This window comes from Paenimyroides tangerinum (assembly GCF_003865405.1).
GTDB lineage: Bacteria > Bacteroidota > Bacteroidia > Flavobacteriales > Flavobacteriaceae > Flavobacterium > Flavobacterium tangerinum.
Map to the genome: position 1 here is coordinate 1 of NZ_RQVQ01000016.1, position 25,092 is coordinate 25,092.

A 25,092-nucleotide genomic window follows, 5' to 3' on the forward strand; every position below is an offset into this window, starting at 1 on the left:
ACTTAAATAATGTTTACAAAAATGTAGCTTAACTTATACTGAACTTTTTGTTTGCATATCCAGATTTCTAGATTTTTACAATCAAGAAGAAGTTATGAGATTCGTTGGAAACGGAAATTATGATTGGTCAGAAACACAACTGTTAGAGAAGATTGTGAAATTTTCAACTTGCGATTTATTTACAATTCATGCAATTATTTTAAAAGAAACATCTGATATCATTGGTGAATTTTCTGTTTTTGATAGTTTTAACACAAATAAAAAAGTAGAAATAGGATATATTTTAAATTCAAAATATTGGGGTTCAGGTTACGCAAAAGAATTGATTAAAAAAGCAATTTTAATAATTAAATCAGAATTTGAGGTTGAGTCCATTATTGCAAATATCAATCAACGTAACAAAGCTTCGATTGCAATTTGTGAAAAATTAGATTTTAAATGTATTGACAATCAATTCATAAACAACAACACTAGATTTACTTATATAATTTAATTAAAATATTACAAAAAACATTTGGTTCGTTGTTAAAAAAATGTATTTTTACTTAAACTAACTATTTATTCTTTGCGTATGAAAATAAACTACACTTATTTTATTGTCGGATTTTTACTTTTTTTCTTAATTAAATTTTTCTTAAATGATTTTACTTTAGATTATTCGATTTCGAATTTTTTATGGGCGTTGTTAGCGGGTCTTTTGACAAGTTTATTAATGAGTAAAAGTAACAAACCAATTAAAGATTTAAATCTCGATTTGAAACAAGGCGAAGAAATTCAATCTGTTTTCTATGTTTCAATCAAGCAAACCAAGTTCCATTGGATTTATGGTAATTTGTATGTTACAAACAAACGCATCTGTTTTGTTGACAAATTAAAAGGAAATCAACAATGCAATTACGATTTTCAGTTTAATGACATTAAAGAATTGTTATTGTTACCTCAAAAGTTTTTGAAAAGCGAACGCATTAAAATCAACACAACTAAAAATGAAGTTTTTTATGTGAATGCGTTTGAAAACAACAAACAACTTTATGGTCAATTCGAAACCAAACAAGCAATTAAAAGTTGAAGATAATCTTCAGCTTTTTTATTTTTATATATTTACGATTCACTAAAAATATTCTCCAATGAAAAAAAAATATTTAATTATCATCTTGTTTTTTACAACAATCATTCAAGCGCAGAACTTGGAAACTTCTCCATTTATTGAAATAGTTGGAACTGCTGAAAAGGAAATCATCCCGAATGAAATTTTAATTGCAATTACACTAAAAGAACAAGCTGAAGGTAGAAACAAAATTACCATTGAACAACAAGAAACACTTTTGCTTAATGAGTTAAAAAAGCAATCGATTTCGTTAAATAAATTAACATTCGACAACGCAAATGCTTATCAATTACGCGTTCGAAAAAAAACTAATGAATTGGTAACTCAAAAGAATTTCACCTTAAAACTTAATACAATCGAAGAAATTAATCGTGCGTTAGACGCTTTTGATGATGCTAAAATCAAATCATTTTACATTGAAGAAATGTCTCATTCTGATATTGAATTGTATCGAAAAGAAGTGAAAATTCTAGCCTTACAAGCAGCAAAAAACAAAGCGACTTATTTATTAGAAAGCATCAATCAAAAAGTTGGAAATGCTTTAGAAGTAATCGAAGTTTCTGAAGGAAATAGCATCATAGGAAGGCCTAATGCTGTTTTAACAAGTGAATTTGAACAAAAAAATGATATTGGTTTAAAGCCAATTCTTGTAAAATTTAGTATCAAAGCAAAGTTTGAGATTAAATAAAACTGAAAATTAACTTCAACTTTATTTATCTAAACTATTTTGTAAGTTTTCTAAAAACAAACCAATATGATAACCATCAACCAAACCGTGATGGACATAAACGGCGATATTGAAAATTTTTCTACCATCGCGCTCAAAAACTTTTCCTACAGAAATTTTCGGACAACTATCTGGCCAAGTAAAACTTCTTGCGTGTGTTAATCCGGTAAAATTCACAAACGGAACCGCCGAAAAATGAATGATGTTTTCTTTCCAATTACTATTCAAAAGTAAACCTGTTGTGTTTTGTACGCGCTCAATTTCCTTAATTGCATAGTCAGAGAATTCATTTTCATCTGCGATGTATTTCATAAACGAAAATCCAAAGGTTTTATCGGCGCGCATTACAGTTGCCGATGCATCGATTACATCGTGTAAAACAATTTGCTTGTCTTCAATTCGCAATCTAAAATTTTCGGTTTCGTTAATCGCAAACAAAACTTTATGCAAGTAATAATTAAAAAACGGAATGTTTTTACGCTTGGCTTCCTTATAAGCAATGGTTACATCAACTTCGGTAACCACGCCATAAAAAGGTTCTTCCATCGCAGAAAAAAACTCAAAATGTTCTTTTCTATTCCAGTTTTCTAGGTCAATTATTTGTTTCATTATAAAAGTAAAGGTAAAATTTCAGCGTTTGTTATCGCTGTATAAAATTTATCATGAACGATTTCATGGTCAATACGTTCGTGTGCCCAAGTGGTATGAAACGGAATATGAATCGCTGTTCCGCCAATATTTAACACCGGAAGCACATCAGACTTTAATGAATTACCAATCATCAAAAAATCAGAAGCATCGATATCCAAACGCTTCAAAAGCTTTTCATAATCGATTTCATCTTTTTCACTTAAAACTTCAATATGGTGAAAATACGGTCCCAAACCCGACAAACTTACTTTTCGATGTTGGTCTTTTAAATCGCCTTTTGTAACCACAATCAATTTATATTTTCCGTGTAATTGTTTCAACGTATCTTCAATTCCGTCTAAAAGAACAATGGGTTTCTGAAGTAATTCTTTTCCAATTTCGAGAATTTTTTCGGTTACTTTTATCGAAACCTTTCCGTCAGAAATCTTATTTGCCGCTTCAATCATCGACAAAATATAACCTTTGATTCCGTATCCATAAAAAGGTAAATTATTGATTTGCGTTTGAAAAAGCGTTTGCGAAATACTTTGTTTTGAAAGGAAATCTTCAAACAAAGCACAAAACTTTTCTTCAGCTTCATCGAAATAAGGTTCGTTTATAAACAAGGTATCATCGGCATCGAAACCAATTACTTTTATATAATCTTTCATAAAAAAATTTTCACAAAGATAAACTACATTCGAATCAAAAAAAATATTATATTTAAACTTCTAAACCAATGCTTATGAATCAATTACAATTTCCTTTGAATTTTAATTTCAAGGTTACCACGCTATCAAATGATTTTGAAGTGACTGATGCTTCAAACCGAACAATTTCATATGTTCGCCAAAAGATGTTTAAATTCGTTGAAGAAATTGAGGTTTTCAACAATCAGAACAAATCTGAATTAATCTATAAAATCAATGCAAACAAATGGATTGATTTTAATACTGCCTACAATTTTACTGACAAATCCGGAAAGCATTTAGGGAAAGTTGCCCGAAAAGGTTGGGTTTCGATGTGGAAAACTAAGTATGATATTTTCGATGATAAAGACCAACATAAATACGAAATTCGAGAACGAAATGCTTGGGTTAAAGTATGGGATAGTATGATTGGAGAAATTCCAATTGTCGGGATGTTTACAGGTTATTTTTTAAATCCAAAATACGATTTAAAAGATTTGAATGGAAAGGTATTAATGACATTACACAAAAAACCTTCTTTTTTTGGAAGAAAATTCGAAGTTACAAAAGCAGGAACGACGGAAATTCCAGAAGAACTTTTGGTTTTGAGTTTAAAAATGATGGTTCTTTTAGAACGTAGAAAAGGATAGTTTAAAAATTAACTAAGTGCTAAATTTATTTTTAGCACTTTTTATTTATATTTGATTTAACCAATACAAAATCAATTAACTATGATGAGTTTTAAAAGTATTATTTTAATGGTTTTCTTACCTCTTTGCGCTTGGATGTGTGGTTGTGGAGAAGAAGATGACTTTGTTGAACCTGTTGAACAAACGGATAAAATTGTTGTGTTAATTGTTGACGACGCTACAAATATGTTTGAAGGAGGAAACATTTACAACTACAATGAACAATACAATACGTTCAATTTAACTGTAGAAAATTTGCCTGCTCAAGATGCTGGTTTTATAAAAGTGAATTTTGTTGAAGGAAACCAATTGATTTATTATGCTACACAAATTTTCAATGGCAATGGAACTATCATAATTCCAAATCCAATATACGACTCATCACATTTTCCGCCTGTTTTAACAAACGATTATGTTTCATTACCAACAACCTCAATTGAATTAACAAACGGCCCATCTGATTTAACAGAAGTAGAAACAAAATGGTCTGCAATTCAAAATTTAGAAACCGTCAGATGGGGACTTCAAAACACGACCTCTAAGGTTTATTATTTTAAGCAAAACTTGGATGGCGGATTTACTGATAATTCAAAATGGATATTTATTTTAAAATATTAAACAAGTAAAGCTTCTCTTTTTTATTGATTTTTTAAAATAAACCTTTATTTTCGCAAATACCAAACGAACAAATAAAACTAAATTTTGAAAGATTTAAAAAATCAAGAAAGTAACGAATTAAAACGTGGACTTTCAAACCGACATATTCAATTAATTGCTTTAGGAGGCGCCATCGGTACTGGTCTTTTCTTAGGAATTGGACCTGCAGCCGTTTTAGCTGGTCCGTCAGTTATTTTAGGATATGCATTAGCTGGAATTATTGCTTTTTTTATTATGCGTCAACTTGGAGAAATGGTTGTAGAAGAACCAGTTTCTGGAAGTTTTTCACATTTCGCTTATAAATATTGGGGAACATTTGCAGGTTATGCTTCGGGTTGGAATTATTGGATTCTATATATTCTTGTTTCCATGTCCGAACTTACAGCTATTGGAATTTATGTTCAATATTGGTGGCCTGAAGTTCCATTATGGGCTTCAAGTTCGTTCTTCTTCGTCGCGATTACAGCATTGAATTTAGGCTCTGTAAAAATGTTTGGGGAAGCTGAATTTTGGTTTTCAATCATTAAAGTTGTAGCTATTGTTGCAATGATTATTTTCGGGAGTTACTTATTAATTTCTGGAACAGGCGGTGAACAAGCAACGCTTTCTAACTTGACTAACAATGGCGGTTTTTTCCCTAAAGGTTGGTTTGAAAAAACAGCGGATGGCTATCAAGGATTACTTTCTGTAATGGCAATTATTATGTTTTCTTTTGGTGGTTTAGAATTGATTGGAATCACTGCGGCTGAAGCTGAGAATCCAGAAAAAAACATCCCAAAAGCTACAAATCAAGTTATTTATAGAATTCTGATTTTCTATGTTGGAGCTTTAATTATTTTGTTTTCACTTACTCCTTGGGCAAATATTACCACAGAAACAAGTCCGTTTGTGACCGTATTTGATAACTTAAAAGGTTTACAATTTAATCTTTTTGGAAATGAAATCTCAGGAACAAATCTAATTGCAAATGCCTTAAATTTAATTGTGTTAACCGCTGCTTTATCGGTTTACAATTCATCTGTTTATAGCAATAGTCGTATGTTGTACGGATTAGCAGAACAAGGTAATGCTCCAAAATTTTTAAAACATTTAAACAAAAGTGCTTCTCCAACTCGTGCAATTATCGTTTCGAGTTGTTTCGCTGGATTATGTATCATCATTAATAAATTTGTGCCAGAACACGCATTTAAAATATTAATGTCGTTGGTTGTTTCTTGTTTGATTATCAACTGGGTAATGATTTCATTAACGCATATAAAATTCAGAAATGCTAAAAACAAAGAATCTATTAAAACAAAATTTCCATCATTCTTATTTCCTATTTCAAACTACATTTGCATTGCTTTCTTATTAGCAATTTTAGTAATTATGTATATCACAGGAATGAAAGTTTCAGTTATTTTGATTCCAATTTGGTTAGCTATTTTATTTGTGACTTATAAAATTGTTGAACAAAATAAATCTTCGAAATAATTCGTATCTTTAGAAGATAAAAACTAAAAATATGGAAATTATACATAAAGAATTTGAGAACAAAGGTGCTTTTATTGCACAATCTGAAGGAAAAAAAGCGGGTGAAATGACCTATTCGAAAGCTGGTGAAAAATTAATAATTATTGACCATACCGAAGTTGATTCAGCTTTTGGTGGACAAGGAGTTGGAAAAAAAATGGTTTTAGCAGCAGTTGATTTCGCTCGTGAAAATCAGATAAAAATCTTACCGTTATGTCCGTTTGCCAAAGCAGCGTTCGATAAAGATTCAAGCATTCAAGATGTATTATAAAACTAAAACGTTCGAAATCAATCGAACGTTTTTTTATTCTATTAGTTCAAATTCAGAAAACTCTTTTGAAAAGCCACCGCCTCCAGGAGGAGCATCATAAAGCGTCAATGAATAATACGTTGGATAATGAAATTCGGCGTCATAAAGAACAAATAAAGAATAATGTTCTTTACCCGATGGCTTATAATCAGGACTTGTATAAAAATTTACCGTACTTTGAATATCTTCATATATCTGAGAAATTGATTTAGCCTTTACATTAGGTTCAGTTATATTTTTCGCTATTCCATCACGAACTTCGATTTGATATTCTAACGGTCCAGTAGAAGATGACATGTGATATTCGAAATAATTATAATTTTGGAAATCATTTGATAACCAAGCTTTGCGATTCATTTCAAATTTATCTTTATCAAATTCAAAAATCAATTCATTTTTCTTAGTTGTATTGTCATCGCTACTACATCCAAAAGTAAAAGATAAAGCTAAACAAAAGATAATTTTTTGTAATACATTTTTCATAATTATTGATTTAGTTGTTAAGTAAAAATATGATTTTTTTTGCAATCGATTGATTTAATTTCTACAATCCTTTCTTACTTTTGCAAAAAATTAATTAAATGGAATACGCAATAGTTAGATTAAAGAAAGGAAAAGAACGTTCAATTCAACGAAAACATCCGTGGGTTTTTAGCGGAGCTGTTCAAAGTATTAGTGAAGAGTTAACAGACGGGCAAATGGTTCAAGTAGTTGACATAGATGACAAACTACTAGGAACAGGTTATTTCAGCGATAAAGGAAGTATTGCTGTTCGTATTTTGACTTTCGGAAATGAAACCTTTTCTGATGATTATTGGAAACAACGCCTAGAAGCTGCTTGGAAATTGCGTACGCAACTTTTTTCTATAGAAGAAACGAATGCTTTTCGTTTAATTCATGGTGAAGGTGACGATATTCCGGGATTGATTATCGATTTTTACAACAACAATTTTGTAGTTCAAGCGCATTCTACAGGAATTTATTTCCAATTAAAAAATATCGCTAAAGCCATTCAAGAAGCTTTTCCTGAATATTGTGAAACCATTTATTGCAAAAGTGCTCAAACACTTCCTAAAACTGGAACCGATTTCTTTCTTTTTGGAACTAATGAAAAAACAGTTGCAAAAGAAAACAATATTTTATTTAACGTAAATTGGGTTGAAGGTCAAAAAACAGGCTTTTTCTTAGACCAACGTGAAAACAGAAAACTTCTAAAACATTATTCTCAAGGAAAACGCGTTTTAAATACATTCTGTTATACTGGAGGTTTCTCTATTTACGCAATGAGCGCAGGAGCTGAATTGGTAACATCTGTTGATATTTCTCAGAAAGCGGTTGACTTAGCTGCTGATAATATGGAATTAAATTTCCCTGGTTCAAATCACCAAGCGGTTGCATCTGATGTTTTTGATTTTCTTAAAGAAAACAAACACCAATACGATTTAATTGTACTAGATCCACCAGCTTTCGCTAAAAGCATTAAGAGTAAACACACGGCAACGCAAGCGTACAAACGTTTAAATATTGCCGGAATGAAAGCTTTAGCACCAAATGGAATTTTATTTACGTTCTCTTGTTCGCAAGTTATCGATGATGTATTGTTTTACAACACCGTTGCAGCTGCAGCAATTGAATCAGGAAGAAAAGTTCGTGTGTTACATAAATTATCTCAAGGACCAGATCATCCGGTAAATATGTTCCATCCAGAAGGTTCGTACCTTAAAGGTTTGGTTTTATATATCGAAGATTAATGGAAAATATATATAATCAAAAATTTGAACGAATTGAAAGTTTAACCCTTGCAGAATATGAATCGTGTACTTTTGAATCGGTAGATTTTACCAAGCAAAATTTAAACGGATTTAGTTTTATTGATTGCGTTTTCAACAACTGCAATTTAGATATGGTTGAAGTTGGAAATACGGCTTTTAAACATGTTAAGTTTTTTGATTGTAAGCTATTAGGAATTCGGTTTGATACTTGTAGTCCGTTTTTATTTCAAGTGGAATTTGAAAGTTGTTATTTGAATTTGGCTTCGTTTTACAAAATGAAAATTCGAAAAGCAATATTTAAAAATTGTAGTTTGGTTGAAACTGATTTTGCACAAGCGCATTTAGTTGAGGCTGATTTTTCAGAATCCGATTTAAGAAGAGCTATTTTTCAGCAAACCAATCTAGAAAAAGCAAATTTCAATTCAGCTAAAGATTACAACATCGATCCAGAAAATAACAACATCAAAAAAGCTAAATTTTCTGTTCCAGGAGTTTTTGGCTTGTTAGAAAAATATAATATAGTTATCAAATAGATATAAAATGAATCCAGAGGTTTTCTTCTGGATTTTTTTTTAAAATTATTGTATACATTTTTTATAACAAAAGAAAAAAAACAAAAGAAGAAAAAAAACATTAAAATCTGATTTATAATCAGGTTATATCTGAATTTTGGTAGTTTGTGATCGGGGTATTTCATGTCCCAAAATCCTTTATTTGCATATTCTAAAAGAACTTTTTATTTACTAAAATCCAATTTCTTAACTTATACATTTCATCTAAACCGTTTTTCACAGAGTTCAATTGTGAGTTAAAACTTGAAAATCTATCTGTTTTCTCAACGAAAATACGCAAAGAGAATGCTTTATTATGTTTCTGAAATTTAATCCATTCAGGTAATATATTTTTAATATTAAATTCTGCTTCTTTATCAAACTCATTAAAAGTTGCATCTACATTTCCTTGAGCAAGTTTGTGGTAGAAAACTATTTTCGGCAATTCACCATCAAATAACATCGGCCAATCACTATTATGAGGAACGATTGTAGGTTTTTTCATATAAAAATTTGGATAAAATTTTTCTTTAAAACCCCAATATAAAAGCCAAAAATTTTGAACAGGAATTGAATTTATTGGTTGATAACCTCTTCTTAATTTCTCAACTCCAATTTGAAATAGTTTACTTTTAAATAAGCTTCGTTTAGTACCTTTTTTTTCTAATTTTATTGCAATATCTTCATAAGTTAAATATTTTTCAAACTCATTCTGATTTTTACAATAATCCTTAGGAGCAATTAAGACACAATATGCATCATCACATACATTATTGTTTATATATTGTTGAGCCCTACTTTGATATCTATTAAATTGTTCTTTTTGGAAGTTCGCATCTAATTTATTTTCAATAAGAATAAAAATTTTATGATCTCCAGAAAAGTATGAAAAAAATAGGTCTGTTTCACCAAGACCAAAATCAGAAATACTTCTTAAAGCAATATCAATTAAAGTTAGTCTTGGTAATAAAAGTTGGCTAGTAAACCACTTGCAAAATGATATATCAGTTGATAATTCTTCAAGTAGAATTATATCAATATCTCTTTCTTTTATTGATTCGACTGGTATTATATTTTGTTTCATTTTATTAAAATTACCAATTAGTAGAAAATATTTTATCCAATTCGTGAATAAAAAAGTAAAAACTAAGTAACATATTTTTTTAAAATAAATACCACTTTCAAAAGAAAGAAAACCAACTTAATAATTTGACTTTGCTTATCATTAGGTAAACTTTTGTGTCGGTATTAGATTTTATTGGTTGCAATTTTTATGGCATTTTCTTCCAAATATGGGTATTCACTTTGTTTTGCTAATTTAATATAACGATCCAAAAGTTTTGAGTTAATAGTTTTTAATGAATAAAGAACAGCAATTTTTTGATACTCTTCCATTTGTCCGTACTTGTTCTTAAACCAAAATTTTTCTGCGTAAAATTCAACTTTTTCGGATTTCAACTTCGCTAATTCCATTAACGCCCGTCTATTAACATATTCGTTTTCGTCGTTTACTAGAATTTCCAAAAGTTTTAAAGCCTTGCGTTTATCAGTAAGCTTATAAAGTTGGACAGCTAATTGCCATTTGTCGTCTTTATGTCCAGTTGAGATCGATTGTTCTGTTAGAATGGTCAAAAAATGGTCATCTAAAATACTTGACAAATACTGACTTTCATTATCCCTTGCGATGATATAAAGAAGTCTGTTTTTTTGTTTATTTGTCAACTGTTTTGGATCAATGGTCGCAATAAAATTCTCAAACGGTTTATAAATATCATCCCATTTTTCATAGTTACATTCCCATTCGCCACCAATGTCATCTTGTGGTAAGTCAAACTGAGATTGAGCCCAATTGTCAAATTTATTGATTTCGATGAATAATTGGTTTGTCATAAATGGTCGGTTTAAAATTAATACTAGCACATAGAAGCTTAATGGACTTATCAGGATAATAAAAACTAACTTAACAATGTTTTTTAATCTTCATAAATAAAAACAATGATAATGAAATCTGTTCCTTTTCTATTTGTTAATTCTGAAAGTATAAATTGGAACGTTGTCTTTAGAAGATTTTACCAATTTTAACGAATATTAGGATCGTTAAATTCAATTCCGTCAATAGGAAAAATATCAAATTCTGTAAACCAATTTTGCGGGTTTTCTCCATCATTTTTGAAATAAGTTAAACAAAACGTTTTTCATTTAATAAAAACCAATACTATTCGTTCAGACAAATTTTAGAATCACAAACTTTAAATTTAGCATTTAGTCCGCATTTGGAAATACTTAGTTGAAATTTCGGCAATGCTAATAAAATATGTAGTTTCCTTTATTGTCTGTCTTGTATTTAGTGAGGTTAATAACCTTATTATTTTTAACCTTGGAATATAAAGTAAAATTCATCAAAACATTCTGTATCGTTTTACCTTTTAATTCAATTGTTGCACTAAAATAAGGAATTCTTTTACCTGTATTTCCTGAATCCATATTGGACGTAAAATTTATAAATTTGAGCTGTTCAATATCCTTCTCTTTACAGAAAATATAAATATAAAGAGAATAAATACTTGTTGAACTTACATAAAACATAAGCCAAATCAAAAATAGATAGATAAGAGTCACAAGCGATTCAAAAAACAACTCGCTCCAACTAAACGGATTTTCCCATCTATGAATATATAGAACTAGACTTACAAAAACTAAAAGTAGAATTTTCCAATATACAAAAGGTAAATCTAACCATTTTACAGTAACAGTTCTCATTTTAATCTTAAAGAAAATGCTCAAACTAAAAAGAAAAAAGAAATAAAACCATATAAAGTAATCGCTAAAAGAAAAGTAAAACAAAAGAACAATTAAAAATAAAAATGACTCAAATCCTCCAGAAACAGCCAATGCAAGCAATAATACAAAACCTAATCCGAATAAGCTTATTGAAACTATGTCACTATTAAAAACCAACAATGGATTAGTTTTTACCCAAACTGCAATATTATTATCGATATTGAATTTAATGTATTTAGGTGTGAAGTATGATGTATGAAATTGGATATTTAGGCCTGAATTAGATTTATAATATTCATCATCGTTTTTCGAGTTATAAAAGTGTAAATTTTCTCCAAAAGCGTTTTCTGAAAAAGAAATATTCTCATAATCCGATTTAATATGCTTTGCGTTTTGGATAGATTGCGCTTCTAAAAGAGATTGTTGTGTGTAATATAAATCAATTTTATCGCTAAGTTGATTATGATATTCCGCTTTATATCTGACTTCACAAAATACGTCATAGGTTAATCCAAAAAAATTATTTTTATGAAAAGGCTTTACCTCAGTCATATAAGTTCTTAACTCAAAAAAAACTGCGTTTGCCCATTGATTATCTTGCTCATTAGGAAAACTTTTCCATGGCGTAGGATTTACGATTACTTTTTGGTCATTTATGTCGTACTCATAATAAATATTGAGAATAAGACATAAACCAAAAAATAACATTATGATCTTTTGCGTTAAATTGAAGCTGTTAAACATATAAAAAATGATTACAATTTTAATTTTCCTGATAGCCCATTAGTCGTAGTTAGACGAAATGTGAGAATTTCATCAAACCATTCAGCAGTTTTTATAAATCTTTTTTGAACTCTTGTTCCGTTTGTTTATCTATTTTCCAATATTTATTTTGTGATAGATCAAATGATTTTAGCAATATTTTATTCGTATTACTAAATTCAATCGTTACAGTTATGTTTAAACTATCCAAAGATTTAGGTGTTTCATCAAAAACAAGAAACGCTTTCTCAGACATTAAACGTATTTCAAGTTTTTTATTATTATGTAAAACACTATCTTCTAATTGAAAAAGTTCTCCTTCATTTCCTCTTTCAATCCATAAAATCTTTAAATTATTATTCTTTTCAAATACCTTCAAAAGCTCTTGATTATCTAAAACGGTTCCGTACTTTTCATAAAATTTAGAAAGTCCGCTTTCTTTTAAATCTTCATGATACATAACATATCCAGTACCACAGCCAAAAATTTTTGTCTTATTTTGAACAAGAATAGTATCTGTCAATTGACTTATTTTTAGTTGGTTAAAAAATATTTCATACGGAGAATTTTCAGTAAACTTTACCATTTTTTCAGTTTTAAGATTCTCACATGAAGAAATAATTATAACTGAAAATATACATTTAAAAAGCAACTGAAAATAAAATTTGAACGGTTTATATTTTATCAACATAATTAAAAATTTTATTTTTTCTTTCTATTAATGTTACAAATAACGATTCGGGTATTGATGGAGAAATGAAAAATATCAATTATGAACCAAGGTTTACCAAAACAAATTTATATGAGAATAAATGTAAGAAAAAAAATAGATAATTGTTTAACAAAAGACAAATGTAATAACTTTTAATCCAGTTATTTGACACTGTATTTAGCAAGTTCGAATGCTGATTAGTTTTTTTGAAAAAATATAACTTAGTACTAACATTAAAAATAACAAAAATGAAAAGAAACCTATTAATTCTTTTATGTGTATTTCTAACAGGTTTAGGATGGTCACAACAAAAAAAATTTCAATTATCTAGCCACATTTTAGACATTACAAATGGATTACCAGCGGCAGGAGTAAAAGTTACTTTATCCAAACAAAAACAAGATTCACAATGGGTAGAAATAGATCAAAAAACAACAGATCTTCAAGGCAGAATTTCTGATTTTTTGGAAAAAGAAAATAATAAAAATAACAACGGAATTTATAAGTTAACTTTTTATACAAATCCGTATTTCGAACAACAAGGTTTAAAAACATTTTATCCCTTTATAGAGGTTGTTTTTGAAATTGAAAGTGAAGAACATTTCCATGTTCCCATCACATTGTCACCTTTTGGATATTCAACTTATAGAGGAAGTTAAATTAGCTTAAAGAATCAAAAAACATATATTAAATAGCCTTAGATTTCTGTAAGGCTATTTATATGTTTTTTCTATTAGGCAAAAAATTTCTTGCCTTTGTCCTTTCTGTTTGAATCGGAAAATGGTTATTTCTATAAACAAAAAAAGCCTTACATTTCTGTAAGGCTTTCGTGTTTTTGCTCCCCCTCTTGGGCTCGAACCAAGGACCCTCTGATTAACAGTCAGATGCTCTAACCAACTGAGCTAAGGAGGAAACTTAGAATTTAAAAATTTTGATTACTTGCGTAATTTGCTCCCCCTCTTGGGCTCGAACCAAGGACCCTCTGATTAACAGTCAGATGCTCTAACCAACTGAGCTAAGGAGGAAACTTTAAATTTTTAAGTTTCTAAAAACAATAAATAAAAGATCATTACTTGCGTAATTTGCTCCCCCTCTTGGGCTCGAACCAAGGACCCTCTGATTAACAGTCAGATGCTCTAACCAACTGAGCTAAGGAGGAAACTTTAAATTTTTAAGTTTCTAAAAACAATAAATAAAAGATCATTACTTGCGTAATTTGCTCCCCCTCTTGGGCTCGAACCAAGGACCCTCTGATTAACAGTCAGATGCTCTAACCAACTGAGCTAAGGAGGAAACTTTAAATTTTTAAGTTTCTAAAAACAATAAATAAAAGATCATTACTTGCGTAATTTGCTCCCCCTCTTGGGCTCGAACCAAGGACCCTCTGATTAACAGTCAGATGCTCTAACCAACTGAGCTAAGGAGGAAACTGTAACTTTTCAGTTTCTTTTTTATGTGCAATAAATAAGAACGTGCTTTAGGCATTTTGCTCCCCCTCTTGGGCTCGAACCAAGGACCCTCTGATTAACAGTCAGATGCTCTAACCAACTGAGCTAAGGAGGAAGGTGTGTTACCTTTATTGCGATGCAAATATAGAACGATTTTTCATTTCTGCAAAGCCTAAGCCGAAAAAAAATCAATCTTTTTTAGTTGCCTACAATCGATTTATAAATGTCGTTACCATTAGCAAACAAAAGCAATGCGATAAGTATTACAAAACCAACTGTTTGGGCATATTCCATAAATTTATCACTTGGTTTACGTCCTGAAATTATTTCATATAATAAAAACATTACGTGTCCTCCGTCTAATGCCGGAATCGGTAATAAGTTCATTACACCAAGCATAATTGATAATAAAGCCGTAATACTCCAAAACGCTTCCCAGCTCCAAGTTTGTGGAAAAACATCAAATATAGCTTTAAATCCACCAACTCCTTTGTAAGCTCCGGTCTCTGGAGAAGCAATCAATTTTAATTGTTTTCCATATCCTACCAATTTATCAACTCCCATTTGAAGACCAACTGGAATCGATTCTACTAAAGAATATTGATCAGCACTTAATTTAAACAAACCTAACTTTTCAGCGTCGTTTAGATTAAGTATCGCTGGTGCAACACCAATTTTTCCATCAGCATTTACATTTAAAGAAATGTTTGTAATAACACCATCTCTTTTAACATTTGCAGGAATTGATTGATTAGCATATTTCTTCAAAACAACCTCAACCTGGTCATAATATTTTATTTCTTCACCATTTACAGAAACTAAGAAATCTTTTTCTTTTAGATTTTCTTTATTTGTAGAATCATCAGAAAAACCTCCAACAATAAAAGGCATACGAGGCATTACTAATTTTTCGTCTTTATTTTCAACAATTCCCTTTACAAAATCAACAGGTAATTGAATGATTTTCTCTTCACCACCTCTATTAACAACAATTTCTTTAGCTGTCAACATTTTATTTTGAGCCTGATCGAAACGTTCTAATTTTTCGCCATCAACAGAAACGATTTTATCTCCAGATTGCATACCTGCATTTTTTAACACATCGTACGTAACCCAAACACCATCTTTCAAACTGTTGTTTGCGATGTATTTATCTCCGTAGAAATAAGTCATTCCAATATATATAACAAATGCCAGAATGAAGTTTACTGTAACTCCACCCAACATAATAATCAAACGTTGCCAAGCTGGTTTTGAACGAAATTCCCAAGGTTGTGGCTCTTGTTTCATTTGTTCGGTATCCATACTTTCGTCAATCATACCAGCGATTTTCACATATCCTCCTAAAGGTAACCAACCAATTCCGTAAACGGTATCGCCGATTTTCTTTTTGAAAAGTGAAAATTTCACATCAAAAAACAAGTAAAATTTCTCAACTCGAGTTTTAAATAATTTAGCAGGAATAAAATGTCCTAATTCGTGAAGTACAATTAATAATGATAAACTCAGTAAAAACTGAGATAATTTAATTACAATATCCATTCTAATAAATAAGATTTATTTTTAAGTTAGCAAAAGTAAGATTTTAGTTGAACTATATATCAATCTATTTTCAAACTATTACTTTTTTATAAATTTTTTATGAAAAGTTCCCAAATCTGTAGCAATAACAGCGATGTAATTACCGCTTGATAAATGCGAAACTTCTATTGGACTACTTACGTTTTTTAATATTTTTTGTCCATTTAACGAAAAAACATCAATTGATTGAATTTGAAATTCGCCTTGTTTTTCGATGGTTAATAAATCTTGAACCGGATTTGGAGAAACCTGAATCGCATTAGAAAGTTTTTCAAAGTCATCATTTCCTAAAGTATAAGATTCGTTTTTCGTAATAATGTCTTTATCTGGATTGATTATCACATTGGTTGGAGCATAAAAAGGCAACTCAACAATAAACTCTTGATTGTTTTGCGTGTGATTTAAGATAACCGTTTCACTCTGATTATTCGGTCCAACAAATTTGATTTTCACAGGCATTTCAAAAAACGAAACTGAATTATGAGAAGTCGTTTGTGATAAAATCACTCGCACTTGATTATTATCTAAAACCGAAACAGCTGCATCGTAAATTGGATAACCTTGACCGTAAATCCAATCGTTAAAAAACTCAGTTAAATCTTGCCCTGAAGCGGTTTCTAAATGTGTTTTTAATTGTGTAGTAACTGTAAAATCATACGCTAAATTTGGGTCAGCTAAATAATTTTGCATTCCTTGAAAGAAAGCTGTATCACCTAAAACATAGCGCAACATATGAACTACCATCGAACCTTTATCGTAAGTCAATCTTCCGCTAAAAATACGATTTGAATCTTCTGCTTGTGCATCTGTTAAATATAAATTTCCATTTGGCAAACTTGTGATGTTCTGAATCTTACCATTTTTCCAATTAGTAAAAGCAGTTTCTCCATCTAAATGTTCATAAACCAAACCTGACATATATTCTGCAAAACCTTCATTTAACCAAATATCTTTCCAAGTTCCGCAAGTTATTTTGTTTCCAAACCAATGGTGAGCTAATTCATGAGCAATCAAATCACGAGAAAAACTCCCCATGAACGAAACCGTTGTATGTTCCATTCCACCGCCCCAACCAAATTGTGCGTGACCGTATTTTTCTTCGTGAAACGGATAAGTTTCAAACAAATCTTCAAACAAATTCATAATCGGTAACGTAACCGCAACCTGATTTACCGCTGTATTATAATTTTCTGGATAAATGTAATTTACAATCGGAAAAGTGTTTGGAGCTGTTCCGGCAGTTTGCTGATAAATCTGATAATTGGTAACTGCAAAAGCAACTAAATAGGCCGGGATTGCATAATTATGTTGGTAATGAACTGTCTTTGTCCCATTGTTATTTGCTATTTCTGAAACTTCCAAACCGTTTGCAACACCTTTATAAGCTGAAGGAGCAGTAATATAGAAGTCAATATTTTCAATTTTATCTGACAAATCTTGTTTACACGGCCACCAATCTCGAGCACCAAAAGGTTCGGAAAGCGTCCACATAACAGGCGTTCCTTGATGTTGACTTGTTGTAAAAGCTTCATTCACATAAGTTGGCGAACCTGAATATGTAATTTCGACTTCACCAATTTGATTTAAAGCAACAGCTTGAGCCAAAGTTATATTCAATTCGTTATTTATGTGCGTAAAATTCAAAATCTGATTTCCTTGTTTAACTGTTGAAACCGCAAGCGGACTGCTCAAATCAAAAACTACTGAATTCATGGTTCCTGAAATGGCTTTAAAACGTGTAGTCACTTTTCCTGAAACGTTATAAACAGCAGGATTTACGGTTAATTCAATTTTATGATAACGAACGTCGTAATTTTGTGTATTGGGATTTAATTGAAACGCCATCTTCTTTTGAGCAGATTGCATTTCTCTTTCAATCATTTTTTGATAATCAGAATCGATATTGGCTGTTTGCGCAAAAGTTAATCCCGATGCAAGCAAACAACAAACAAGCCATTTAAATTTCATAACCTTTTGATATTTAAATCAAAAATAGCATTAATTATCGAAAAAAACTCATAAAACTATTTGAATACAATTTTAATTACTACTCTAAAAAACAAACCGAACCAAAAACTCATTTTCCAACATTTTTTACTAAATTTGCTTTCTATAAATAACTTAATTTTATCATGTTACAGATAGCATACATCAGAGAAAATCAAGAAAAAGTGATTAAAGCACTTGCTAAGAGAAATTTCGACGCAACGGAATCAATCGCATTAGTTGTTGAACTTGACGAAAAACGTAGAAGTACTCAAGTAGAATTAGATAACCTTCTTGCTGAATCGAATAAGCTATCCAAAGAAATTGGTGAATTAATGAAAGCTGGTAAGAAAGAAGAAGCAGCTGCAATCAAAGAGCAAACAGCCGATTTTAAAGAAACGACGAAAAACCTTACCGAAGTTTTAAACTCAGTTACCGAGCAATTAGCACAAGAATTATATAAATTACCTAATACACCATCGGATATTGTTCCTGAAGGAAAATCTGCAGACGATAACTTAAACGTTTTCGAATCTGGCGAAATTCCTACATTACACGAAGGCGCAGTTCCACATTGGGATTTAATTAAAAAATACGATATCATTGATTTTGAATTAGGTACAAAAATTACAGCACCTGGTTTTCCTGTTTACAAAGGAAAAGGAGCAAAATTACAACGTGCCTTAATTTCTTATTTCTTAGATAAAAATACAGAAGCTGGTTACAATGAGGTTCAAGTTCCACATTTAATCAATGAAGCTTCTGGTTACGGAACAGGTCAATTACCAGACAAAGAAGGTCAAATGTATCACGATGCTAAAGACGATTTATATTTAATTCCTACGGCTGAAGTTCCAGTAACAAACATTTACCGCGATGTAATTTTACAAGAAAGCGAATTGCCTGTAACCGTAACAGGTTATACGCCATGTTTCCGTAGAGAAGCAGGTTCTTGGGGAGCTCACGTTCGCGGATTAAACCGTTTACACCAATTTGATAAAGTAGAAATCGTTCGTATTGAACATCCAGAAAAATCTTACGAAGCTTTAGACGGAATGGTTGAACACGTAAAATCGATCTTAGACGAATTAAAATTACCTTACCGTATTTTACGTTTATGTGGTGGTGATATGGGATTCACTTCAGCTTTAACTTATGATTTTGAAGTATATTCAACAGCTCAAGAACGTTGGTTAGAAATTTCATCAGTATCTAACTTTGAAACATTCCAAGCAAATCGTTTAAAATTACGTTTCAAAGGAAAAGACGGAAAAACCCAATTAGCACATACATTAAACGGAAGTTCGTTAGCTTTACCACGTGTTTTAGCTGGTATTTTAGAAAATTATCAAACTCCAGAAGGTATCGTAATTCCAGAAGTATTAAGAAAATACACAGGATTCGATATCATTAACTAACATAGAAAAGACACCAATCAAAAGTTGGTGTTTTTTTATCAAAACAAAAGCAATGATTATTTATAATATTACTGTAAATATTGACGAAAGCGTTCATAACGAATGGTTAGAATGGATGCAAAACGAACATATTGCCAATATGATTGCTACTGGAAAATTTACCTCGGCGCGTTTGGTGAAAGTTTTAGTAAATGAAGATATGGGTGGCGTTACTTATTCGGTTCAATATGCATCTCCTGACAAAGAAACTTTAGACGCCTATTATAAAGAAAACGAAGCAGCATTAGATATGGAAGCTCGTAAACGTTTTGCTGATAAGATGTTGACTTTCTGTACCGAATTAGAAATCATCAGCGAACATTAATCGCCTAAAAAATTAAAATGGAAAAAGTAAGAGCAAAAAAACATTTGGGTCAGCATTTTTTGAATGACGAATCAGTCGCTAAAAATATTGCCGATGCACTTACGTTAGAAGGTTATACAAAAGTTCTGGAAATTGGACCAGGAATGGGAGTTTTAACCAAATATTTATTAGACAAACCTATCGAAACTTTTGTGGTTGAAATCGATAAGGAATCTGTGGTTTATTTAGAAAAAAATTACGAAAAACTTCACGATCATATAATTGGCGAAGATTTCTTAAAATATAATATCAAAAAGGTTTTCAACGAAGAACCGTTTGCCATTATCGGAAATTTCCCTTACAATATTTCTACGCAAATTGTTTTTAGAACCTTAGAAATGCGTAACCAAATACCAGAATTTGCAGGAATGTTCCAAAAAGAAGTTGCAGAACGTATTTGTGAAAAGAAAGGAAGTAAAGCTTACGGAATTCTTTCTGTTTTATGCCAAGCTTTCTATGATGTAGAATATTTATTTACAGTTTCTGAACACGTTTTCACACCACCTCCAAAAGTAAAATCTGGAGTTATGCGAATGAAACGTAAAGAAAACTATCATTTACCTTGTAGTGAAAAATTATTCTTTACGGTTGTAAAAACAGCTTTCAATCAAAGACGAAAAACGTTAAGAAACAGCATCAAAAGTTTAATCAATGACGAAATTAAAGACGACGAAATCTTTAACTTACGCCCAGAACAATTAGGATTCGAAGAATTTATAACCATCACTCAAAAAATAGAAGCGTATGGAATTCAAAATCAGTAAAGAATTTATCACGGAAATTGAATCTTTAATTTCTGCAAAAAACGAGCAGGCGATACTTCAGCTACTCGAAGATATTCACTTTGCTGATATTGCCGAATTGATGAACGAACTTAAAAGTGTAGATGCAGGTTATCTGTTTAAGCTTTTAGATTCAGAAATCAGTTCAGAAATTCTTTTGGAACTTGATGATGAAGTTCGTGAAAAAATCTTAAGTGAACTTTCGGCAAAAGAAATTGCTGAAGAGTTGGATGAGATGGATACCGATGACGCGGTAGATATTATTGCCGAACTTTCTGAAGAAATGAAAGACGAGGTAATTTCCGAACTTGAAGATTTCGAACACGCCAAAGATATTGTTGAACTTTTGCGTTACGATGAAGATACCGCCGGAGGTTTGATGGCGAAAGAATATATTCAGGTTAACGAAAACTGGAATGTTTTAACGTGTATTCAAGAAATTCGTAAACAAGCCGAAAACGTTTCTCGAGTACATTCAATTTACGTAGTTGATGACGAAGAAAGGTTGAAAGGTCGTTTATCTTTAAAAGATTTAATTACTTCTTCGACAACCACAAAAGTATTAGACATTTATATTCCAAAAGTTGATTCAGTAAAAGTTGACACCGAAGATACCGAAGTAGCTCGTATTATGCAGAAATACGATTTAGAAGCTATTCCAGTTGTTGATGAAACCAATCGCTTAGTTGGACGAATTACCATTGACGATATCGTTGACGTCATCAAAGAAGAAGCCGACCGTGATTACCAAATGGCTGCCGGTATCTCGCAAGACGTTGAAGCCGATGACAGTATTTGGGAATTAACAAAAGCTCGTTTACCTTGGTTAATGCTAGCTTTGATAGGAAGTTTTGTTGCCGTAAGTGTTTCGCAAACATTTAGTGACGCGATGGAGGAATATAAAATTCTATTTTTCTTTACGCCATTAATTGCCGCTATGGCTGGAAATGTTGGCGTGCAATCTTCTGCGATTATAGTTCAAGGTATTGCAAACAATTCATTAACTGGTTCGCTGTTTAAACGATTAACAAAAGAAATGTTACTTAGTTTATTTAACAGTACCATTTTGGCGGTTATTCTTTTATTTGGAACTCATTTTTTAATGGAAACCACTTACGAAATGTCTTTCACGATCGGAACTGCATTGGTAATGGTAATGGTAATTGCAAGTTTAATTGGAACCTTTGTACCTATTTTATTAAACAAATACGGCATTGACCCAGCAATTGCAACCGGACCTTTCATCACAACAAGTAATGACATTTTCGGAATTTTTATTTATTTCTCAATTGCAAAAATCATTTTAGGATTTTAAATACAAAACGCTTCTCGATAGAAGCGTTTTTGGTTAATTTAATTCAAATAAAGACTTCGTTGGATTTTCACTTTTCCATATTTTTATTAATTTATTTACATCACACGGAGAATTCAAAATATCTCTTTCTAATATCTTATCATTTAAATAAACAAAATCTCCAGCTCTGTATCCGTTTTTGTATAATAAACTATTATGATTTATAGTGGATATCATAATTTTGGAATCATTTACATCAAAATAAATTCCCTCATCTTTAATCTTGAAATCAATTTTATTTTTTGAAATATAAATTTTACTCTTTCTAAAATCAAAAATAACTTTTTGAAACTTTTTAAAAAAACCAATCCCAATTAGATTATGATTTGCGGATGAAGAATATCTTATATCATTAGTTAACAAATTATTATTAAAAAAAATCAACTCAATATCTTTTAAAAATTCAATTGTCTTAACATTTGAACCATTAGCTCCAAAATAAGTAATATCGACATAATCAATTGAATTATTATAATTTACAATTTTATTCTTAATAAGAATTTCAGCACTAAATCCTAAATCTAATAAAAAATTAATTTTTTCTCCAGCTAAGCTTGCTTTAATTTTATATCTATAATTAAAACTATCAAAAGTTAATGGTATTTCAATATAATCTTTATCATCAAATAAACTCAAGTCTTCTAAAACTTTAAATTCTTGTTTTTCAAAGTTGAAAAATAAAATTTTTTCATCTAATGCATCAATTCCTAAAAAAACATCAATATCTAAACAGTCTTTCATTTTACCAATTGTTAAAGCCTTCGTTTTTAAAGGTCCAAAACCGAAAAGATTAAGATCTAATTTTTGCTTTCCTCTGAATTGTTTTTTATTATTGATATCTTTAATTAACATAAATCCTAAAGTTTTGTCACCAATTTTTTTTTCAGTAGAAACAAAAGTTGGAGCAGCCGTATCAAAGCTATAAGTAATGTTATTAATTGAATCAAAAATAGCTGGAAAACCATTTATATAATTAAAACTAGTTTGAGAATAAACAGAGTGAAAACTCAAAAAAAACAATAAATATTTCAATTTAGACATAATGAATTAATTATAATATGTATCCCGTCGTTTTATTCAACGGGATACATAAAGTGATTTCTAATGTGTAGAAACTTCCCACCCTATTTTAACAGTATCAACAAGAAGAACTGCACCTGAAGCAGCAACTGTAACACCAATCTGCACAGCTGGTGTCGCAGGTGCAGTAATAATTGCAGCTGCTGTATCAACTAATGCAGCTGCCACCCATCTTAGCCACCCTAATTTTCTCTTATAAATAGTATTTTCAGGAGGTGATTGGTCGTATTTATACCAAAAATCAGAACTATTCTTAAAAGTAGCAATCATTTTAAATAAATGTTCTTTATCGTAATGAGAAAAATTAGAATCGTTCACTTCAATTTCTTTAGCCTTAGCATAATCAATTGCTTGTTGGAATGTAATTATATCCTGTTTAGATGAAATAGAAGTAATAAATTCGAATGCAAAATCCTGTGCATTTGTTGATAGACCTGAATTAATCAAACTTTTTTTATCAAAAGTAAAAGTTTTTTCAGTAAAATTATAACCAACTTTTTCCAATTCGTTTATTGACACAACATTAGATGATGTATAATTATTAATATTTTCAATGATCCCATCTAAATTTTCCTCAGAATAAAAAAAGGAATTTTCTAAAATTTCATTATGTTGAATACCAAAATTTTCTTGCGGATTTATAAAAATTTCACGACTCTTAAAATCCTTCGATATAATTTCTGCTTCACTCTCATTACTACAAGAATAAAAAGCAAATGACAAAATTGAAATTGTCGTAATACTAAGAATAAAATTATTAATTTTTTTCATAAAAGATAAATTTTTAATTTGGTCAATTAAACCAAAACATTAGTTATTGATTATACAACCCATTTGATTGTATATACTTTTTTATTTAATAAAGCGCTTTATTAAATAATTTTGTTAAAATTTAACTTTTCAATAATAATAATAATAATACAAAACAATAGAAATCAATAAATTAGATTAAAATTCTAAATAAAATACAAATCATAACAAATTAACATTGTATAAAAAAATTTACACTTCAAATAATCTTTAATTGAATTTTCTGACAGATAAAATCACTCAACAAATTAAAGATTTCAGAATAAAAAGGTTCATTTTTTTTATCTAAAAAATCATTTCTAACTATTAGTACATAAATAAAATAAAATTTTCATTACTTTTAAACTGTAAAAAAATCAGTAATGAAAATACTCCATTTAGACACCAATCACGAATTAATGCTTGAACAATTAGCGCAAGCTGGTTTTGAAAATCACGAAGATTACAGCTCATCAAAAGAAGTAATTGAACAAAAAATTGCCGACTATGATGGTATCATTTTAAGAAGCAGATTCAAAATAGATAAAACCTTTTTAGACGCTGCAACTAACCTTAAATTCATTGGACGTGTTGGAGCTGGTTTAGAAAACATCGATTGTGAATATGCGCAAAGTAAAGGAATCAAATTGATTGCCGCTCCAGAAGGAAACAGTACTTCGGTTGGTGAACATGCTTTGGGAATGTTACTTTGCTTGATGAATAAACTCAATTTAGTGGACCAAGAAGTGAGAAATGGAATTTGGTTACGCGAAGAAAATCGAGGTTTTGAAATCGAAGGAAAAACCGTTGGAATCATCGGTTACGGAAATATGGGAAAAGCTTTAGCACAACGTTTACAAGGTTTTAATTGCAATGTTATATGTTACGACATCAAACCAAACGTTGGCAATAAAAACGCTAAACAAGTTTCGTTAAACGAATTATTCGAACAAACAGACATTCTGAGTTTACACACACCGCAAACTCCTGAAACATACCATTTGATTAACGAATCGTTCATTTCGAACTTTAAAAAACCGTTTTGGTTTGTGAACACTGCAAGAGGAAAATCGGTTAATACCGCAGCTTTAGTTGATGCTTTAAAAACCGATAAAGTTTTGGGCGCCGCTTTAGATGTTCTCGAATATGAAAAATCGTCATTCGAAAATATGTTCTCGGATAACGAACTTCCTGAACCAATGCAACACTTAATCACTGCAAAAAACGTTCTTTTAGCACCACACATCGCCGGTTGGACAATCGAAAGCAAACGTAAATTAGCACAAGTTATCGTTGATAAAATTATAGCTAATTTTAATTAGAAGCTATTTCCAGCTTTCCGCTATATCTT

26 protein-coding genes and 6 tRNA genes are annotated in these 25,092 nt (G+C 30.5%); 15 read left to right on the top strand and 17 right to left on the bottom strand.

The window, feature by feature from the left end; translation table 11 throughout:
• Positions 1-55: 55 nt before the first annotated feature.
• From EG240_RS08330 to EG240_RS08340, 3 genes are all read left to right on the top strand, one after another.
• The gene (locus EG240_RS08330; protein ID WP_125018938.1) at positions 56-493 is read left to right on the top strand and encodes a GNAT family N-acetyltransferase; all 438 of its coding nucleotides are present in this window, start codon (positions 56-58) and stop codon (positions 491-493) included.
• 78 nt (positions 494-571) lie between these two features.
• The gene (locus EG240_RS08335) at positions 572-1,069 is read left to right on the top strand and encodes a GRAM domain-containing protein (RefSeq protein WP_125018939.1); all 498 of its coding nucleotides are present in this window, start codon (positions 572-574) and stop codon (positions 1,067-1,069) included.
• A gap of 58 nt (positions 1,070-1,127) precedes the next feature.
• Positions 1,128-1,796 carry an SIMPL domain-containing protein gene (locus EG240_RS08340; protein WP_125018940.1) on the top strand — a complete coding sequence of 223 codons (669 nt, stop codon included), beginning with the start codon at positions 1,128-1,130 and terminating at the stop codon, positions 1,794-1,796.
• A gap of 21 nt (positions 1,797-1,817) precedes the next feature.
• On the opposite strand, the gene EG240_RS08345 is transcribed toward EG240_RS08340, so the two are convergent.
• Positions 1,818-2,444 (bottom strand): chloramphenicol acetyltransferase, encoded by a 627-nt coding sequence (locus EG240_RS08345; protein WP_125018941.1) that lies wholly within the window; start codon positions 2,442-2,444, stop codon positions 1,818-1,820.
• On the bottom strand, positions 2,444-3,136 hold the full coding sequence (locus EG240_RS08350) for an HAD family hydrolase (protein WP_125018942.1): 693 nt from the start codon (positions 3,134-3,136) through the stop codon (positions 2,444-2,446). Before EG240_RS08350 ends, EG240_RS08345 begins: the two co-directional genes overlap by 1 nt.
• Positions 3,137-3,210: 74 nt before the next feature.
• Here EG240_RS08350 and EG240_RS08355 point away from each other — a divergent pair, with 74 nt between their 5' ends.
• From EG240_RS08355 to EG240_RS08370, 4 genes are all read left to right on the top strand, one after another.
• Entirely contained in the window at positions 3,211-3,804 is a 594-nt protein-coding gene (locus EG240_RS08355; RefSeq protein ID WP_317127005.1) for an LURP-one-related/scramblase family protein, read from the top strand.
• Between the two features lie 81 nt (positions 3,805-3,885).
• Complete coding sequence (locus EG240_RS08360; RefSeq protein WP_125018944.1) at positions 3,886-4,461, top strand: hypothetical protein; 576 nt, start codon at positions 3,886-3,888, stop codon at positions 4,459-4,461.
• Between the two features lie 84 nt (positions 4,462-4,545).
• Positions 4,546-5,973, top strand: a complete 1,428-nt coding sequence (locus tag EG240_RS08365) for an amino acid permease (protein ID WP_125018945.1) — start codon at positions 4,546-4,548, stop codon at positions 5,971-5,973.
• Between the two features lie 31 nt (positions 5,974-6,004).
• Positions 6,005-6,283, top strand: a complete 279-nt coding sequence (locus tag EG240_RS08370) for a GNAT family N-acetyltransferase (RefSeq protein WP_125018946.1) — start codon at positions 6,005-6,007, stop codon at positions 6,281-6,283.
• A gap of 33 nt (positions 6,284-6,316) precedes the next feature.
• On the opposite strand, the gene EG240_RS08375 is transcribed toward EG240_RS08370, so the two are convergent.
• Entirely contained in the window at positions 6,317-6,805 is a 489-nt protein-coding gene (locus EG240_RS08375) for a DUF6174 domain-containing protein (protein ID WP_125018947.1), read from the bottom strand.
• A gap of 98 nt (positions 6,806-6,903) precedes the next feature.
• On the opposite strand from EG240_RS08375, the gene EG240_RS08380 reads away from it, so the two are divergent.
• Both EG240_RS08380 and EG240_RS08385 read left to right on the top strand, forming a co-directional pair.
• Positions 6,904-8,073: a class I SAM-dependent rRNA methyltransferase gene (locus tag EG240_RS08380; protein ID WP_125018948.1), complete on the top strand. Its 1,170-nt coding sequence runs from the start codon at positions 6,904-6,906 to the stop codon at positions 8,071-8,073.
• A complete protein-coding gene (locus EG240_RS08385) occupies positions 8,073-8,627 on the top strand; it encodes a pentapeptide repeat-containing protein (protein WP_125018949.1) in 555 nt (184 codons plus the stop codon). Before EG240_RS08380 ends, EG240_RS08385 begins: the two co-directional genes overlap by 1 nt.
• A gap of 190 nt (positions 8,628-8,817) precedes the next feature.
• On the opposite strand, the gene EG240_RS08390 is transcribed toward EG240_RS08385, so the two are convergent.
• From EG240_RS08390 to EG240_RS08405, 4 genes are all read right to left on the bottom strand, one after another.
• Positions 8,818-9,729 (bottom strand): PD-(D/E)XK nuclease family protein, encoded by a 912-nt coding sequence (locus EG240_RS08390; protein ID WP_125018950.1) that lies wholly within the window; start codon positions 9,727-9,729, stop codon positions 8,818-8,820.
• Between the two features lie 164 nt (positions 9,730-9,893).
• Complete coding sequence (locus EG240_RS08395) at positions 9,894-10,535, bottom strand: HEAT repeat domain-containing protein (protein WP_125018951.1); 642 nt, start codon at positions 10,533-10,535, stop codon at positions 9,894-9,896.
• 414 nt (positions 10,536-10,949) lie between these two features.
• Positions 10,950-12,134: a hypothetical protein gene (locus EG240_RS08400; protein WP_125018952.1), complete on the bottom strand. Its 1,185-nt coding sequence runs from the start codon at positions 12,132-12,134 to the stop codon at positions 10,950-10,952.
• Positions 12,135-12,261: 127 nt separating this feature from the next.
• Complete coding sequence (locus EG240_RS08405) at positions 12,262-12,711, bottom strand: hypothetical protein (protein ID WP_125018953.1); 450 nt, start codon at positions 12,709-12,711, stop codon at positions 12,262-12,264.
• Between the two features lie 437 nt (positions 12,712-13,148).
• Here EG240_RS08405 and uraH point away from each other — a divergent pair, with 437 nt between their 5' ends.
• The gene (uraH, locus tag EG240_RS08410) at positions 13,149-13,559 is read left to right on the top strand and encodes a hydroxyisourate hydrolase (protein WP_125018954.1); all 411 of its coding nucleotides are present in this window, start codon (positions 13,149-13,151) and stop codon (positions 13,557-13,559) included.
• 179 nt (positions 13,560-13,738) lie between these two features.
• Here the strand turns inward: uraH and EG240_RS08415 are convergent.
• The 8 genes from EG240_RS08415 to EG240_RS08450 all read right to left on the bottom strand — a co-directional run bounded on the left by EG240_RS08415 (position 13,739) and on the right by EG240_RS08450 (position 17,897).
• Positions 13,739-13,812 (bottom strand) — tRNA-Asn (locus tag EG240_RS08415).
• 39 nt (positions 13,813-13,851) lie between these two features.
• Positions 13,852-13,925 (bottom strand) — tRNA-Asn (locus EG240_RS08420).
• Positions 13,926-13,985: 60 nt separating this feature from the next.
• Positions 13,986-14,059, bottom strand: a tRNA-Asn gene (locus EG240_RS08425).
• A gap of 60 nt (positions 14,060-14,119) precedes the next feature.
• Positions 14,120-14,193: transfer RNA gene (locus EG240_RS08430), tRNA-Asn, on the bottom strand.
• A gap of 60 nt (positions 14,194-14,253) precedes the next feature.
• Positions 14,254-14,327, bottom strand: a tRNA-Asn gene (locus EG240_RS08435).
• Between the two features lie 62 nt (positions 14,328-14,389).
• Positions 14,390-14,463 (bottom strand) — tRNA-Asn (locus tag EG240_RS08440).
• Between the two features lie 83 nt (positions 14,464-14,546).
• Positions 14,547-15,890, bottom strand: a complete 1,344-nt coding sequence (gene rseP, locus EG240_RS08445) for an RIP metalloprotease RseP (protein ID WP_125018955.1) — start codon at positions 15,888-15,890, stop codon at positions 14,547-14,549.
• Between the two features lie 78 nt (positions 15,891-15,968).
• Complete coding sequence (locus EG240_RS08450; protein ID WP_125018956.1) at positions 15,969-17,897, bottom strand: M1 family aminopeptidase; 1,929 nt, start codon at positions 17,895-17,897, stop codon at positions 15,969-15,971.
• 164 nt (positions 17,898-18,061) lie between these two features.
• On the opposite strand from EG240_RS08450, the gene serS reads away from it, so the two are divergent.
• From serS to mgtE, 4 genes are read left to right on the top strand one after another with little or no spacing between them, the layout of a single operon-like run.
• A complete protein-coding gene (gene serS / locus EG240_RS08455) occupies positions 18,062-19,333 on the top strand; it encodes a serine--tRNA ligase (RefSeq protein WP_125018957.1) in 1,272 nt (423 codons plus the stop codon).
• A gap of 52 nt (positions 19,334-19,385) precedes the next feature.
• On the top strand, positions 19,386-19,697 hold the full coding sequence (locus EG240_RS08460) for a DUF4286 family protein (RefSeq protein WP_125018958.1): 312 nt from the start codon (positions 19,386-19,388) through the stop codon (positions 19,695-19,697).
• Between the two features lie 17 nt (positions 19,698-19,714).
• The gene (gene rsmA, locus EG240_RS08465; protein WP_125018959.1) at positions 19,715-20,500 is read left to right on the top strand and encodes a 16S rRNA (adenine(1518)-N(6)/adenine(1519)-N(6))-dimethyltransferase RsmA; all 786 of its coding nucleotides are present in this window, start codon (positions 19,715-19,717) and stop codon (positions 20,498-20,500) included.
• Positions 20,481-21,833, top strand: a complete 1,353-nt coding sequence (gene mgtE / locus EG240_RS08470; protein ID WP_125018960.1) for a magnesium transporter — start codon at positions 20,481-20,483, stop codon at positions 21,831-21,833. The genes rsmA and mgtE overlap by 20 nt, the downstream gene beginning before the upstream one ends.
• Before the next feature lie 33 nt (positions 21,834-21,866).
• On the opposite strand, the gene EG240_RS08475 is transcribed toward mgtE, so the two are convergent.
• Positions 21,867-22,883 carry a hypothetical protein gene (locus tag EG240_RS08475; protein ID WP_125018961.1) on the bottom strand — a complete coding sequence of 339 codons (1,017 nt, stop codon included), beginning with the start codon at positions 22,881-22,883 and terminating at the stop codon, positions 21,867-21,869.
• 90 nt (positions 22,884-22,973) lie between these two features.
• Entirely contained in the window at positions 22,974-23,723 is a 750-nt protein-coding gene (locus tag EG240_RS08480; protein ID WP_125018962.1) for a hypothetical protein, read from the bottom strand.
• 401 nt (positions 23,724-24,124) lie between these two features.
• Between EG240_RS08480 and EG240_RS08485 the strand changes: the two genes are divergently transcribed.
• Complete coding sequence (locus tag EG240_RS08485; protein ID WP_125018963.1) at positions 24,125-25,063, top strand: 2-hydroxyacid dehydrogenase; 939 nt, start codon at positions 24,125-24,127, stop codon at positions 25,061-25,063.
• The last annotated feature ends 29 nt before the right edge of the window (positions 25,064-25,092 follow it).

Excerpts from the sequence above, each read along its gene's own strand:
- EG240_RS08335 (WP_125018939.1), top strand. The coding sequence starts at position 572 with ATGAAAATAAACTACACTTATTTTATTGTCGGATTTTTACTTTTTTTC.
- EG240_RS08340 (WP_125018940.1), top strand. The coding sequence starts at position 1,128 with ATGAAAAAAAAATATTTAATTATCATCTTGTTTTTTACAACAATCATT.
- EG240_RS08345 (WP_125018941.1), bottom strand. The coding sequence starts at position 2,444 with ATGAAACAAATAATTGACCTAGAAAACTGGAATAGAAAAGAACATTTT.
- EG240_RS08350 (WP_125018942.1), bottom strand. The coding sequence starts at position 3,136 with ATGAAAGATTATATAAAAGTAATTGGTTTCGATGCCGATGATACCTTG.
- EG240_RS08355 (WP_317127005.1), top strand. The coding sequence starts at position 3,211 with ATGAATCAATTACAATTTCCTTTGAATTTTAATTTCAAGGTTACCACG.
- EG240_RS08360 (WP_125018944.1), top strand. The coding sequence starts at position 3,886 with ATGATGAGTTTTAAAAGTATTATTTTAATGGTTTTCTTACCTCTTTGC.
- EG240_RS08370 (WP_125018946.1), top strand. The coding sequence starts at position 6,005 with ATGGAAATTATACATAAAGAATTTGAGAACAAAGGTGCTTTTATTGCA.
- EG240_RS08375 (WP_125018947.1), bottom strand. The coding sequence starts at position 6,805 with ATGAAAAATGTATTACAAAAAATTATCTTTTGTTTAGCTTTATCTTTT.
- EG240_RS08380 (WP_125018948.1), top strand. The coding sequence starts at position 6,904 with ATGGAATACGCAATAGTTAGATTAAAGAAAGGAAAAGAACGTTCAATT.
- EG240_RS08385 (WP_125018949.1), top strand. The coding sequence starts at position 8,073 with ATGGAAAATATATATAATCAAAAATTTGAACGAATTGAAAGTTTAACC.
- EG240_RS08390 (WP_125018950.1), bottom strand. The coding sequence starts at position 9,729 with ATGAAACAAAATATAATACCAGTCGAATCAATAAAAGAAAGAGATATT.
- EG240_RS08395 (WP_125018951.1), bottom strand. The coding sequence starts at position 10,535 with ATGACAAACCAATTATTCATCGAAATCAATAAATTTGACAATTGGGCT.
- EG240_RS08400 (WP_125018952.1), bottom strand. The coding sequence starts at position 12,134 with ATGTTATTTTTTGGTTTATGTCTTATTCTCAATATTTATTATGAGTAC.
- uraH (WP_125018954.1), top strand. The coding sequence starts at position 13,149 with ATGAAAAGAAACCTATTAATTCTTTTATGTGTATTTCTAACAGGTTTA.
- rseP (WP_125018955.1), bottom strand. The coding sequence starts at position 15,890 with ATGGATATTGTAATTAAATTATCTCAGTTTTTACTGAGTTTATCATTA.
- EG240_RS08450 (WP_125018956.1), bottom strand. The coding sequence starts at position 17,897 with ATGAAATTTAAATGGCTTGTTTGTTGTTTGCTTGCATCGGGATTAACT.
- serS (WP_125018957.1), top strand. The coding sequence starts at position 18,062 with ATGTTACAGATAGCATACATCAGAGAAAATCAAGAAAAAGTGATTAAA.
- EG240_RS08460 (WP_125018958.1), top strand. The coding sequence starts at position 19,386 with ATGATTATTTATAATATTACTGTAAATATTGACGAAAGCGTTCATAAC.
- rsmA (WP_125018959.1), top strand. The coding sequence starts at position 19,715 with ATGGAAAAAGTAAGAGCAAAAAAACATTTGGGTCAGCATTTTTTGAAT.
- mgtE (WP_125018960.1), top strand. The coding sequence starts at position 20,481 with ATGGAATTCAAAATCAGTAAAGAATTTATCACGGAAATTGAATCTTTA.
- EG240_RS08480 (WP_125018962.1), bottom strand. The coding sequence starts at position 23,723 with ATGAAAAAAATTAATAATTTTATTCTTAGTATTACGACAATTTCAATT.
- EG240_RS08485 (WP_125018963.1), top strand. The coding sequence starts at position 24,125 with ATGAAAATACTCCATTTAGACACCAATCACGAATTAATGCTTGAACAA.